Below are 14,338 nucleotides of genomic sequence, written 5' to 3' on the forward strand. Positions count from 1 at the left end.
AAATTAATTATTATTAAAACATTCAAGGTTGCTCGAACTAAAAGTTGATTATGGAAATAGTTTTTTCCATTTACTCACAGTATTTCTGCTTAATTTGAAGTGAAGAGCCAGTTGAATATTACTAAGCTTATGCGCTTTTTGATAATCTAAAATCTGTAAAATTGTGGCTTTGTTATAGGAGCGGTGTTTTTGGTTAAAAGCTTCAGATTCGCTATTGGAACTCCCAAAAATTGATTGATTAATTCGGATAATATCGAGCGTATTAAGGTCTTTTCTTTCGAGTTTATCTTTAAACTCGTGGTATCGGGATGGTAGTTTCTTTTCAAGAAGATCTGTGTAAATTCTTTTATAATCAGGAGTCATAAGTAGTTTTTTTTAATTGTAAAAAAGTTAATAATCTCATAAGTAGGTTTCTCCCCATTGTTATGTTAAATGCCGAAAAACTTTATCCCAAGAATACACTCTGTTATTATAATATCTGAGATTCTGTCAGCCTTTATCACGAAGATTATTTTATCTTTAAAAATGATTTTTCTTTTTTGGGTGTAGGGGCAAACATCATCCATATCCAGATAATTTTTTCAGGCTTATCCCATTCTCGACAAATTTCTTCTGTTTTACCCAGGTTGTTTTTGAGTAGAACTTTCAGCTTCTGTATTTGCCGATCCATTTGTATAATGTTGTTTTGGGAATTCTGTATTCTTCTATTACTTGCTGCTTTGTTTTTTCACCAGATTCTATCATCTCAAGAATGAAATCTAAAATCTCTTTTGTGTAAATATTTTTGCGAAATTCTGGTAGGGTAGTTTTTTTTCGTTCTCCAACTCGTTTTTGGACTGTGGAATTTGAAGAATATAGTATAAGATGCTGAGAATACAATCTGAAAAAATCGTACTCCAGAAGTTTGCTCCAGCGAAGGAGAAGTTCGGTATCCAGTTTCTTTGCATTGTACATTTCTTTTACATCATTCTCATTACATTTAAGGAAGCTACAGATACGGGACATTTGTATCCCGCTTTCTGCAACTCCTTTTTCAATCAATTCCCCGATATGAATTTTTTTTAAATCTATTTTCATTATTGTATTTTTTTGTTAAATCTTGCGCTGAAATCTTATTGTATTTATGGTTTCCAAAATGTCCACTTCTGACCATTAAATACTATTAAACGATGCTCTCCAGCATTAGTTCCCTGAAGAAAAGCCACCATACCGGGAGATGGATTCTTTATTTGGGTATAGCTTGAAACGATAGGTAATACCATTGCCTTATCCGAAGAATTAAGGACTAAAACACCATCTGTTGTAGTATTCGCATCACCGATAACGGCTTTTGCACCAGATTGATCTATAAGAGGTAAGGCTTGGGGCGTTTTAACTACGTTTTGTACTGCAGCAGAATATCCAGATTGTATACTAAGGTCTGTCCAGCCTGTATTTTCATTCTTTACCTTTATCTTATATTCTGAATTGACTGAAACATCAAAAATTAGGGTGCCTCCTTTTGAATTATTAGTTCCTGAAGGTAATATTTCGACATAGGGAAGGATAATTCCTTTGTCATTATCTGTACCAAATTCCAATAAAACTGAAGTATTGGTTATATTTCCAACGGAATTTATTGCTCCTATTCTCACCTGTGAAAAAGAGAGGATAGAAATAGAAAATGATAATAAAATGGTTACTTTTTTATTCATATTCATATTTATATGATTTTTGAATTCGTTAATTTTTAATTTCATTGTTTTTTATATTTTATTACTCATCATACCCTCTGTCTCTAAATATTATTGTGTTTGGTATAAGGAGATTCTGGTCTTCGATGCAGAGAGGAGGGCAATGATGAGGTTTTGTTTTAAATAAATTTTTTTATTGAATGAAGGAGTTATTACACTTATCTATTAAGGGCATCCTTGAGTATTGAAACATTTCCAGCCTTCTCCAGCTCCGCCTCCTGTGTAAATCTTCAGACATCCTTTTCCTGAGTTTTCATCCGTATCAAACACCATCATTCCAACTGTTGGAATTGTAATTGATCCTTCAGGATTACTGTTTCTTGTAATGACAAAGCCTTTCGTTTTACTTTCCAGCGCAGTGTATGCGGAATTTCTGATCATTGGCCAGTTTCCATGATCTTTTCCTGCTCTTCCTAATATGGTAATACCATGTTTTACAGGATAAGTTACTCCCGTTACTAATGAAGGATCTTCATAGCATATACACCCATTTACCAATGCATTTTGTGAACTTCCAATACTTTGCCCGGTAGTATTGCTGTAGCCGATTGGTGTTGTTGTAAACTGAGGCAGACCAATATTGCTACCGCTTGTACTGACACAAGTTGTACATATATTCTGATTTACTGTTGTGCTTCCTCCAGAAAGTGTTCCTGTAGCTGTAATCAATTGTGATAAAGTAATATTTGCATCACCTTCCATAGCATCAGCACAGCTATCGGCATCACTGTCAAGATCCAAACGGTTTGGTATGCCATCATTATCTGAATCACATTCCAAGTACATCATTACAGCATAGGTTGGTTCTCCAAATGCTGTAGTGGTAGAAAAGCCAAAAGATTTTGCTCCAAAATTCATATTGGCGTATCTCCAGTTACCGTATTCGTTGGTTGAAGTATTATTATCAAGATTATTGAGCGTTTTTTGTATTGAAGTATCTAAAATACTCCATTGTCCTGCTATTGCTGTTTGATTTACCATACCCGGAAGCGTGATTGGAGTTACTGTTTGGGCATCATAAATATGTATTGTTTTACTATCATTACTATAGAATTCCGGATTTTGAGACATTAGAACAAATGCACTCATTTTCCCGGAAACATTCCATCTAGAAGGTTGTTCTCCGTTTTTTGTCCACCAAGCATCTGTTATGGGATGTACAGAAGCATTTGTAATATTAATGATTACCGCTCCTGAGTTGGCAGGATAACCAAATTTTGCGCTTAAATCTTTGGTTACATTTTGGTGTTTAACATTTAAGGCTAATCCGAAATCAGATGGAACAATATTTAATAATGTTCCACCAGAATATGCATTTGCCATATCTGTGATTGTATTGCTACATTCTGCAGTATCCATAATACCATCATTGTCATCATCTACATCTGCGTCATCGTGAATACTATCACCATCGCTATCAGCTATTACTCTAAAAGTAATGGAAGCATAACTAGCGTTACTATCTACAATTCCATCTGGATCTTTATCCGCTATTTTGTAGGAATAACTGTATATACCCGGAAGTACGGTTGGAGGAACAGTAATAACTCCAGTAGAAAAACTGATATTTGCATTTGCCGGTATCCATATGGAATAATTAAAACCGACACTTGAAGGTGGCATTGTCGAAATAATTACATTATTATAGGTATCATTGGTAAATACAGATGGTAATGTTCCACCAACACCATAAGTAATCGGTATTGCTGTATAATCATCATCAGTGGCACAAATTGGCGCATATATACTAATTTCTCTTGTAGGCGAGTAACAGTTTACACCACCTCTAAAAGCGGCATAAATTTTTCTTGTTGCACCAGTCACTGCTGTTAAAGGATCAGTTATTTGATTGGCATCTGTTGCAGGTGTTGCACTGTGCCAGGTTAAAGTGGTACCTACCGGTAAAGGAGTTGCCGGTATTGGGCTACCTGATACGGCAGTTCTAAGCGCCAATGTGGTCAGGTCTGCCGTAATACCACCGCCACACTTAATACCGAAAGAAGCAATATTATCAGTGTTATCATAAAAATACCGGTAGGCGCTCGATTCAAAATCATTAAAGTTTGGAATCGTTGTCGATCCCAGTTGAGCTGCAATATTAAATTCCGCACTAGCATTAGATTGGCAACCACTAACAGTTGCTGTAACAGTATAAGTGGTTCCAAGTGTCAAATTAGAAATTACACCTCCCATTGCTACGGTTGGTCCTGTCGGCGAAAATGTATAAGAACTAGGCGTTCCATTGTAATTTGAAATAGTTGCAGTTCCATTAGCGGAACAAGTAGCCGCTGTGGTTGTTATGGTTGGTATTGCTGCAGCGGTAGTAAAAGTTATCACACCACTTTTAAAAACAACCCCTCTTCTATTATTATGCTGTCTGGGAAATCCAGTAGTTGCAAAAGCAGTGTATCGCCAAGTATAAGTTTGCCCAAACTCCATTTCAGTATCGGATGTAACACTACCAGTTCCAGTTAGTACAGCATTCTGAATTATTGGCTTGGCATAATAACCAGAAACATACGCTGTAGTAGAGGCATTAGTATTTCCTGATCCTCGACCTTGTATAATTAAATTTTTTGAAGTTATACGGACCCCCGAAGGCAAGGTTAAGTTTCCAAAATTTAATGTAAATGTACCTAATTGGTTAATCGTACCTAATCGCAGAGCTTCAGTAATTGTCCCGTCAATAGCACCATTACCCACATAAGGAATAGCACTAGATTCAATATTTGATGCAGGCAAACCATTGTAAATGCTTCCAGGATCTGCAATTTGGGTAGCAGCATTAGCATTACTATCATAAGTAGCCAAACCTAGATTTACACCATCGCCTGTTCCGCCAGTCTCGTTTACTATTGAATACCATCGATGATCTGTTCCAGAGTAACTATTTGAATCACTGTAAGATACAGGGATAATCAGTGGATCAGCTAAACCTGCAATTGCAGTACCTCCAGTTCTTGTATAATAAAGATTGATTGTTCCACCATTAAACGCAATCGAATTGTTAGAGGCTGTTTGTGCTAAATTTAAAGTATATGTAGTTGTGCTACCACAACTCGCCGTAGCATACACATTTGTTACAAATGTTACTGAGTTATTTGCGGAATTGGTATCGGTTCCACCAGAACTAGCTGTAGCGGTATAATTTATATTAGCAACGGTGCTACTTGCTGTTCCCGTTACAGTAAATACACCAGCACTCCCACTTGGTAAACTTGGTATAACTATACCACTAGCCCCTTGAAGATTTGCTAAAGTAACTGTTCCTCCACTTGGATTTGTCGAAGAACCTCCGTTACCTGGTCCATTAGCATAACTTATGGTAGTTTCTGTAATATTCGCAGCATTTGAAGCTTTAACAGTTACGTTTGTTGCATTTGTTGTACTGTTATTAGTAACGTAAATTTTATAAGTTACTGAACCACCTGTAGTGATTGCTTTGGGTCCGGAAATATTCACAGCTATATCTTGGGCTTTGTAAAATAATCCTGTAAAAAAGATTAATATTATTAACAATAGATTTTTTTTCATTTTTTTAATTTGAATAATAGAATTTCTGCTCTATCTATTTTCAGACAGAGAAAGACAAGAATAATTTGTAAAAAAGCGATATTTTAAACCAAGAAAGGCGGCGGTCTTACCGAAAAGGCAGACTTGTTTTGAGCAGTAAGAAGTTCGGCGCTCTTAAAATGTTCTGATGCCATCTTGCTCCATCTATAAGATAAAGAAGTGTTGTCGTTTTCAGAACTAATAATTTGCTTTGCATTAAATTGAGAAACAGGAACAGAAATTTTAGAAAAACTGGCAGAGAAAGAAAAATAAGTTTCAGATTTTTGATTAGAAAAAAAATCTTTCTTATTATTTATAGAAGTTTTTACAGAAGCAATTTTTTCTTTTTGCTTTTTTTCTTTTTGAATTTGAGCAATTTTTAAAGCATATTCTTTTTTACTTTTTTCTTGGGAAGTCTTTTGCTGAACTATTTCAAAATTATTTTCTGAATTTTTCTGATAGATTTTTGTTTCTCCAAATACAAAAATTTTCCCTTTTGCAACTATCTTTTCAGGTTCTGCATTTGCTTCGTAAATAATTGTTCCGTTACTAACATACAATTTTGTTTCGTCACTAATACTAATTTGCGCAATCAGATTTTGAAGAAAGAGCACCAGAAAAACACTGAATATCTTCCGCCATAGAGAGAGGATATTGAATGCCTTTATCTGATCATGTATGTTTCTGGTGCTCATTAAGTATATTAGTTAATTTATAACGAGCAAAGTAACGTTAAGGAAACCTAATGTACACAAAACACCATGTATTATTCATGTATTAATTTTGTTTAATTGCTTAAAAATCAACAATTTAATTTCAAGCCGCAAGTGTATCTTTATCTGGGTGGATTTTTATTTAAATCAAAAAAAATCTGTCGAATCAATTAAAAACATCGAAACGTCGAAAGGCAAATCTATACAATTACACTGACAGTAACTAAAATTTCATATCCATAAAATGCCAATCTGTCACTTTCCGTTCAATGGTATTTTTTTTGAGAATTGATAATCAAATTTAAAAATTAAATACAATGACAAAAGGAAATATCAATGTTTCGGTGGAAAATATTTTTCCGTTGATTAAAAAATTTCTTTACAGCGACCACGAAATATTTTTAAGAGAATTAATTTCAAACGCAACAGATGCTACTTTAAAATTAAAGCATTTAACCAATATTGGTGAAGCTAAGGTAGACTATGGAAATCCGAAAATCGAGGTAAAAATCGATAAGGAAAACAAAAAGCTTCACATCATCGACCAAGGTTTAGGAATGACGGCTGAAGAAGTTGAAAAATACATCAACCAGGTTGCATTTTCAGGAGCTGAAGAATTCTTAGAAAAATATAAAGATTCAGCTAAAGATTCGGGAATTATCGGTCACTTTGGTTTAGGTTTCTACTCTGCTTTTATGGTAGCAGAAAAAGTAGAAATTATTTCAAAATCATTTAAAGACGAACCAGCGGTTCACTGGATTTGCGATGGAAGTCCTGAATTTACTTTAGAAGAGACTACTGCTAAAACCGACAGAGGAACTGAAATTATCCTTCACATCGCCGAAGATTCTTTAGAGTTTCTGGAAGAAGGAAAAATTCGTGAATTGTTGACGAAATACAACAAGTTTATGCCTGTTCCAATTAAATTTGGAACAAAAACTGAAACGCTTCCTTTACCGGAAGGTGCTGCAGAAGATGCGGTTGCTGAAACAATTGAGGTTGATAATATTGTTAACAATCCAACTCCGGCTTGGACGAAATCACCAAGCGAATTAAAGGACGAAGATTACAAAGCGTTCTATCACGAATTGTACCCGATGCAGTTTGAAGAGCCGTTATTTAATATTCATTTGAATGTTGATTATCCGTTCAATCTGACAGGAGTTTTATATTTCCCGAAATTGGCGAATAATTTAAATATTGAAAAAGATAAGATTCAGTTATACCAAAACCAGGTTTTCGTAACTGATGAGGTGAAAGGGATTGTTCCTGACTTTTTGATGTTGTTGAGAGGTGTGATCGATTCTCCGGATATTCCGTTGAACGTTTCTCGTTCTTATTTGCAAGCTGATGGCGCAGTGAAGAAAATTTCTTCTTACATCACGAAAAAAGTTGCCGATAAAATGGTTTCGTTGATTAACGAAAACCGCGAAGATTACGATAAAAAATGGAACGATATTAAAATCGTTATCGAATACGGAATGATTTCCGAAGATAAATTCTTTGAAAAATCTGACAAATTTGCACTTTACCCAACAACTGACGGAAAATATTTTCTTTGGAATGAATTAGAAGAAAAAATTAAACCTAATCAAACCGATAAGGATGGGAATTTAGTGATTCTTTATGCTACAAATGCAGACGAACAGCATTCTTACATTCAATCAGCTAAAGATAAAGGGTATGAAGTTATTCTTTTAGATTCACCAATTGTTCCGCATTTAATTCAAAAATTGGAAACTTCAAAAGAGAAGATTTCTTTTGCAAGAGTTGATGCAGATCACATCAATAACTTGATTAAAAAAGACGAACCGGCAATTTCTAAATTAAATGAAACTGAAAAAGAATCATTAAAGAAAAATGTTGAAGAATCTATTAATGATAAAAAATTCACTGTTCAGCTGGAAGATTTAGACAGCAACGACGCTCCGTTTACCATTACCCAGCCCGAATTTATGCGTAGAATGAAAGATATGCAGGCAACCGGAGGCGGTGGAATGTTCGGTATGGGAGGTTTCCCTGAAATGTATAATTTGGTGGTAAATTCTAACAGTGAATTTGCAACTAAAATTCTTGCTAATGAAAACGCTGAGGAGAAAAGCTCTCAAATTAAACACGCTTTAGACTTGGCTAAACTTTCTCAAAATCTGTTGAAAGGAAAAGAGTTGACAGACTTTATTCAGAGAAGTTACAAGCAACTGGAGAAGTAATTTAAACTAATTTATATTGTAAATCGGGCACAATTTTGTTGTGCCCGATTTTTTTGTGGTTTCGGCGGCGGCTTTGCCGCCGCCGAAACTCTTATTTATTGTCTAAAGCATTACTTAATCAAAGCTTCAACTGCTTTTACAACTTCTGCAGGCTTTTCGGATACAGCACTCAAGTGATCGGCTGTAAATTCAAAAAACTGTTTTGGTTCAGAAGCATTTTTATAAATTTCTTCTCCCTGAGAAAAAGGAACGGTTTTATCATTTTTGCTATAGATAAATAGCTTTGGAAGTCCTTCTGTATATTTTATATCTTCTTTTGCAGCATAGACGGAAGATAACATTTTTGCAAGTGCATCTTTAAATTGTGGAGCGAAAACAGCAGCAATATCTGCGAATGAAGACATTCCGCCATCAATTATCAAACCGGAAATTTTATCTTTATTGGCTCTCGCTAAATGTGTAGAAACCTGAGATCCCAAAGAAGCTCCATAAATGATGATTTTAGTGTTTTTTACATCGTTTCTTCTTGTTATATAATTAAAAAACTTTTGTCCGTCTTCGGCAACATTAAGGTGGGTTGGTTTTCCTGTAGACTTTCCATATCCTCGGAAATCGACCATGATAACCTGAAATCCTGCCTCAACCAAAGGTTTTGTTATAAAAGTATAGGTTGTAACATTTCCGGCTGCACCGTGGAAAAATAAAATGGTAGCTTTTGGCTTTACAGAATTTGGTTTTAGAACAATAGCAGTGATGGTGTCTTTATCAACAGGATAACTGATTTCCTCGTATTTCAAATTTTCTATAGGTTTTAATTCTTTACTGGGCTGATAAAATTTATCATCAATTTGAGCATAGAAAAATTGAGTAAGGATAATGAATAAAAATGTGATGGTAGTTTTTGCTTTCATAGAATTGTTTAATTATGAAGCAAATATAAAGAGGATAGGAGGTTTATGCAATATTAAATCACTGAACTGTTACTTTTTATTGCTGAACTGTTGTTTTAAAAATAAATGAACATTACATTTTCTTTGAAGCGATAAATTTTACAATTCGTCCAAAGGATTCCAAAATAGTTTTTTGAAATTTTTTATTCTGAAGTTTTCTACTTCAATTCCTTCAGCTTCCAATCTTTCCTGAAATTCCGGAACGGATAATGTTCCTGAGCTTGAAATTACACGATGAGCAGGAACGTCTTTAGGGCAGCCTCCCATTGCTTTACCAACATGACGTGAATGATTAGGAAGACCTACAGCTTTGGCTATTGCGCCATAGCTCGTCACTCTTCCTTTGGGTACCAATTTGGTAATTTCCCAGACTTGTTGTTTGAAAATTTCATTCATCTCCTGAATATTTACAATCAAAAATAAGAAATTTGGCTTTCTTTTTTAAGATTATACGGGTATTTATTTTATGAAATGGTTTTTGAATTAATGAAATGTTATCATACATCAACAAAATGAAAGGTATGATTGTTGTAAATTGAAGCAATGAAATAAATACAAATATTATGTCAAACTTTAAAGGAAAAGCAGTAATCGTAACAGGTGCTGCAATGGGATTAGGATTGGCTGCAGCAGAAGCTTTAGCTTCAAAAGGTGCAGATCTTACTTTGGTAGATTATAATGCAGAGGCTTTGGAAAAAGCAAAAGCAGAATTGTCCTCAAAGTATCCTGAGAGTAAGTTTATTACAGTCACTGCTGATGTTTCTGTTGAAGAAAATGTAAAGAATTATGTAGACGAAACCGTAAAAGCATTCGGGAAAGTTGATGGTTTGTACAACAATGCCGGAATTGAAGGAAAGCAAGCTCCATTAATCGATTATGATATTAATGTTTTTAAAAAAGTAATTGATATCAATCTTTTGGGAGTGTATTACGGAATGAAATATGTAATTCCTGAAATGCAGAAAAACGGAGGCGGAAGAATCGTAAACGTCGCTTCAGTTGGCGGAATCAGAGGAGTTCTAAACCAAACTGCGTATGTTGCTACAAAACACGCTGTAGCCGGAATGACGAAGAATGCAGCCTTAGAATATGGTAAAGATAATATTTTAACGAATGCAATTGCTCCGGGTGCGATTTTGACACCAATGGTTGCAGAAGCTTTCAATCAGGTAAATCCTTCTGATCCCAAAGCTGCAGAGAAAGAATATGCGTCTAGAAATCCCACAAGAAAATTAGGTGATCCGAAAGATGTTGGTAATTTGGTTGTCTATCTTTTAAGTGATGAAAACGGATACGTTTCCGGACAGGTCATCGCAATCGACGGTGGAGAATCTAATATGTACGGAAACCCATAATTATTGATAATAAATAATGGGTTATAAATAATAATTGTCTGCAGAGGTGTAGACAATTATTTTTTTACTACTTAAAACTTCCTGCTTCTAACGTCCATCATCCAGCTTAATGCAAAACAGCACAATTTTTGAATGTTTTAAAATAACACCTCAAAATAGTCTGTCATGAAAAAGTCCATTTTCAGATTTCTGAATAAAATAAATAAAGCAATTTTACCTAAATTGAGCGATAAAGATCCATTGAAACTGACCAAACTTCAAAAAGGAATTTTAGCGTACCGTTATTTTGTACTTACGAATTCTTTAGATTAAATGATATCACGCAGATTTCACAGATTTACAGAGATCTTAAAACGATTTGCTTAATTAAACTTAATATAATCAATTTATTGATTCTTAAAGACAACAGTGAATCTTACTTAAATCCGTAATTTTTAAAAAAATCAGTGATATCAGGAGCGAGAGAAAAAACTATTTAATTTTAGCAATCAATTTTCTGCAAGCTTCATATAAAGGCTTTTCAATCAACAAATAAATAATGATTGAGCAAATCCACAACGCTACAAAGTTACGGTCGGGTAAATAAAAATAAGATTTCAGCTTCATATTAAAATAGCTGAGATGAATCAAATAAAAGACAAAAGAAGCGTTTCCTAAAAGAATAAAAAATTTAGTAGAAAACCTGTTGTGCATTTAGGATAAATTAATTTTTATTTTGTTTAAACTTCTTTTAAATATAAAGAAATTAAGATATTGTATCATTGTAAAAGAAGTGATTTTAGAGGTAATTCTGGTTGCCAACCCTTCAAAAGTTTTTGCTAAATTGATGTGTAGTAAAAATTGTCCGCTCAGTTGTGATATAGCTGTTTCAATCCGTTTTCTAATTTTAGATTTTACTTTCGAAAACGATACAAATTCATGTTGATTTTTTCTCATTGGAACAGAAAGTTTAATGTTTGAGTAATTGAACAGATCAACCCTTAATTTTTCGCTAATATATCCTCTGTCGCCTATCAGTAAACAGTTTTTGAAGTTTTCTTTTATATCCTTCAGATAATTTATGTCATGAACGTTTGCCGGAGAAAAATCGAAGGAATGAAAAACACCGTTTTTGTCGCAGACAGCATGTAATTTATAGCCGAAATATCGTGTTTTTTGTGCAGCACAATATCCAAATTCCGGACGAATATTTTCTGTGGAACAAATTCCACTGCGATTTGCCCTACTTATTTTACATATCTCCAATGGTGTTGAATCAACAATAAAAACGTTTGTAAAATCAGAAAACTTTGCACTCAAAACTCTGCGTATTTCTTCTAAGTAGAAAAACAATTTTCGCTTTCTTCTGTTATAAACGCTTCTTTCTATTTTTTGTTCTAATTCTGTTTTTGAAATGTATCTAAACAGTTGTAATTCAGAGTTTATCGACATATATTCTGCTGTAATATTTAAAGCTACAAGTTCTAAATCAGAAAGTTTTGGAACTCTGATCTGAGGTTTAGTCTTAATATGACTGCAAGTATTTATCAATTCTTCTAAAATAATTTTGTAGTTTTGAATAAGATTGTTCATGTATTTAAATGATTGGTAGTCAAATAAATATACGGTTTTTGAACCAAATGAACAATCTTTTATTGTTTAATTCCTAAATGCACAACAGGTTAGTAGAAAGTATTCTTGAAACAAAGGTTCTCTCGGTCATCAACCCCCAAAAGAAAACGGCAATTGCAACAGGTAAAAACAACTCATGAATGAGTCTTCCTTCCCAACGTTCTACACCATGCACAAAATTATTTCTGGCAAAAAACGCAATAGAAATTGTGAAAATAAGAATGGAAATTCCACCCCAAAGTGTCGGTTTTTTAATCTTGTTTAAAAATTGAATTCCTTTTTCTTTCTTCATTAAATAAGCGAGCAACATTCCGAAGAAAAACTCTAAACTTCTGCCAAAGAATGTACTTCCAATCATAAATTGGAGAGGATATAAAAACCCTTTAGGATTTCCGTTGAATTCTTTAAGCCCGAAGCCGATTCCCCATCCTAAAAGAAAAAATCCGATTAAAAAAAGAATACAATATTTCCAGCTTTTCTTTAATAATAGAAATAAAAACGGAGCTAAAATGTAAAAGAAAAACTCAACTGTCAACGACCAAGCCTGCACAATTCCTGAGACAGAATATCTTTCAAAAAGTGAATAAAACAATGAGTATTGCAGAAAATAAGTATCAACCCCTTTGGAATATGAAGTATCGATAAAATAACAGCTCAGCAAAATCCAGTACAACGGAAAAATTCTCGCAATCCGGAGAAGAATATATTTTAAATAAGATTTTTTCGATTCTAAAGGTTTCTCTTCATATCGATAAGCGAGCAAAAATCCGCTCAAAACAAAAAATACAGTCACGCCGATGTGCCATTCGCTGATAAAACGCATGATTTCAAAAGGTAAATCGTAACGCCAATATTTTCGGTTGTGATAGACAAATACCATAATTGCGGCAATGGCGCGCATTCCGGTTAAAGCATCGAATTTATTTTTTTGAAGAGCTTCCAAAGGATAAACAATAAAAGTTTTTAGTTTTTTTAACCGCAAAAGAATCAAAAGATTTTTATGTAAGAAGTATTTCAACAGCTTACAAAACATCAGACAAATAATGCATTCATATTTTGTAAACTTTTGAATTTCTATTTTTTTAATGAATTCTTTTGTCTCTTTTGCGGATAATGAAATTTTTATAAATTAAAAAAGGCTTAATAAATAAGCCTTTTAAATATAATTAATTTTAATTGTAAAAATTAGTTTTCCAAAATGTAAGAGAACATCAATGGTGCACAGATTGTCGCATCACTTTCAACGATATATTTCGGTGTTGTGATATCCAATTTACCCCAAGTAATTTTCTCGTTTGGAACTGCTCCTGAGTAAGAACCGTAAGAAGTAGTTGAATCTGAGATCTGACAGAAATAAGACCAGAACGGAATATCATGCATTTCCATATCCTGATACAACATCGGAACCACACAAATTGGGAAATCTCCTGCGATACCTCCACCAATCTGGAAGAAACCAACTCCTTTTCCTGCAGAGTTTTTAGTGTACCAGTCTGCCAAATACGTCATGTATTCGATACCAGATTTCATAGTTGTAGCCGTTAATTCACCTTTGATGCAGTAAGAAGCAAAAATGTTACCCATTGTAGAATCTTCCCATCCCGGAACTACGATTGGCAAGTTTTTCTCAGCCGCAGCAATCATCCAAGAATTTTCTCTTGGAATCTCGTAATACTGCTCCAAAACTCCAGAAAGGATCATTTTATACATAAATTCGTGCGGGAAATATCTCTCACCTTTTGCTTCAGCATCTTTCCAGATTTCTACAATATGCTTCTGCAGTCTTCTGAAAGCTTCTTCTTCAGGGATGCAAGTATCTGTAACTCTGTTTAAACCTCTTTCCAACAAATCCCACTCATCCTGAGCTGTAAGATCTCTGTAGTGAGGAACTCTTTCGTAATGAGAATGCGCTACAAGATTCATCAGATCTTCTTCAAGGTTTGCCCCTGTACAAGAAATAAAATCAACTTTATCCTGACGAATCATTTCAGCCAAAATTTTTCCTAATTCAGCAGTTGACATTGCACCTGCAAGTGTAATCATCATTTTTCCGCCTTCTTTAAGGTGGGCAACATATCCTTTAGATGCGTCTACCAAAGCTGCTGCGTTGAAGTGCAGATAATATTTTTCTATGAACTCAGTAATCGGTTTGCTCATTATTTTAAAATTTTCACAAAGATAATGAAAGATGTTGGATGCGAAAAGTTCACAGAG

General features: G+C 34.1%; 13 protein-coding genes. 3 read left to right on the forward strand and 10 right to left on the reverse strand.

The window, feature by feature from the left end:
* Positions 1-48: 48 nt before the first annotated feature.
* The 5 genes from FDY99_RS13865 to FDY99_RS13885 all read right to left on the reverse strand — a co-directional run bounded on the left by FDY99_RS13865 (position 49) and on the right by FDY99_RS13885 (position 5,980).
* A complete protein-coding gene (locus tag FDY99_RS13865; RefSeq protein ID WP_139422265.1) occupies positions 49-363 on the reverse strand; it encodes a helix-turn-helix domain-containing protein in 315 nt (104 codons plus the stop codon).
* A gap of 282 nt (positions 364-645) precedes the next feature.
* On the reverse strand, positions 646-1,077 hold the full coding sequence (locus tag FDY99_RS13870; RefSeq protein WP_317129830.1) for a transposase: 432 nt from the start codon (positions 1,075-1,077) through the stop codon (positions 646-648).
* Between the two features lie 44 nt (positions 1,078-1,121).
* Positions 1,122-1,739: a hypothetical protein gene (locus FDY99_RS13875; RefSeq protein WP_228448796.1), complete on the reverse strand. Its 618-nt coding sequence runs from the start codon at positions 1,737-1,739 to the stop codon at positions 1,122-1,124.
* Positions 1,740-1,898: 159 nt separating this feature from the next.
* Complete coding sequence (locus tag FDY99_RS23220) at positions 1,899-5,267, reverse strand: beta strand repeat-containing protein (protein WP_185148732.1); 3,369 nt, start codon at positions 5,265-5,267, stop codon at positions 1,899-1,901.
* Between the two features lie 83 nt (positions 5,268-5,350).
* Positions 5,351-5,980: a hypothetical protein gene (locus FDY99_RS13885; RefSeq protein WP_139422267.1), complete on the reverse strand. Its 630-nt coding sequence runs from the start codon at positions 5,978-5,980 to the stop codon at positions 5,351-5,353.
* A 335-nt stretch (positions 5,981-6,315) separates the two neighbouring features.
* Between FDY99_RS13885 and htpG the strand changes: the two genes are divergently transcribed.
* Positions 6,316-8,208: a molecular chaperone HtpG gene (gene htpG, locus FDY99_RS13890; protein ID WP_139422269.1), complete on the forward strand. Its 1,893-nt coding sequence runs from the start codon at positions 6,316-6,318 to the stop codon at positions 8,206-8,208.
* A gap of 110 nt (positions 8,209-8,318) precedes the next feature.
* Here htpG and FDY99_RS13895 read toward each other — a convergent pair whose 3' ends face one another.
* Positions 8,319-9,119 carry an alpha/beta hydrolase gene (locus FDY99_RS13895; protein ID WP_139422271.1) on the reverse strand — a complete coding sequence of 267 codons (801 nt, stop codon included), beginning with the start codon at positions 9,117-9,119 and terminating at the stop codon, positions 8,319-8,321.
* 138 nt (positions 9,120-9,257) lie between these two features.
* Positions 9,258-9,554 (reverse strand): MGMT family protein, encoded by a 297-nt coding sequence (locus FDY99_RS13900; RefSeq protein WP_139422273.1) that lies wholly within the window; start codon positions 9,552-9,554, stop codon positions 9,258-9,260.
* Between the two features lie 167 nt (positions 9,555-9,721).
* Here FDY99_RS13900 and FDY99_RS13905 point away from each other — a divergent pair, with 167 nt between their 5' ends.
* Both FDY99_RS13905 and FDY99_RS23170 read left to right on the forward strand, forming a co-directional pair.
* Positions 9,722-10,513 carry a glucose 1-dehydrogenase gene (locus FDY99_RS13905; RefSeq protein ID WP_139422275.1) on the forward strand — a complete coding sequence of 264 codons (792 nt, stop codon included), beginning with the start codon at positions 9,722-9,724 and terminating at the stop codon, positions 10,511-10,513.
* 165 nt (positions 10,514-10,678) lie between these two features.
* Entirely contained in the window at positions 10,679-10,825 is a 147-nt protein-coding gene (locus tag FDY99_RS23170) for a hypothetical protein (RefSeq protein WP_167494297.1), read from the forward strand.
* A gap of 381 nt (positions 10,826-11,206) precedes the next feature.
* Here FDY99_RS23170 and FDY99_RS13915 read toward each other — a convergent pair whose 3' ends face one another.
* From FDY99_RS13915 to FDY99_RS13925, 3 genes are all read right to left on the reverse strand, one after another.
* Positions 11,207-12,085 carry an IS982 family transposase gene (locus FDY99_RS13915; RefSeq protein ID WP_063969482.1) on the reverse strand — a complete coding sequence of 293 codons (879 nt, stop codon included), beginning with the start codon at positions 12,083-12,085 and terminating at the stop codon, positions 11,207-11,209.
* 73 nt (positions 12,086-12,158) lie between these two features.
* The gene (locus FDY99_RS13920; RefSeq protein WP_228448797.1) at positions 12,159-13,106 is read right to left on the reverse strand and encodes an acyltransferase family protein; all 948 of its coding nucleotides are present in this window, start codon (positions 13,104-13,106) and stop codon (positions 12,159-12,161) included.
* Between the two features lie 203 nt (positions 13,107-13,309).
* Positions 13,310-14,281, reverse strand: a complete 972-nt coding sequence (locus tag FDY99_RS13925) for a deoxyhypusine synthase family protein (protein ID WP_066680555.1) — start codon at positions 14,279-14,281, stop codon at positions 13,310-13,312.
* Positions 14,282-14,338 lie beyond the last annotated feature (57 nt).

It is taken from the genome of Chryseobacterium mulctrae (assembly GCF_006175945.1).
Lineage (GTDB): Bacteria > Bacteroidota > Bacteroidia > Flavobacteriales > Weeksellaceae > Chryseobacterium > Chryseobacterium mulctrae.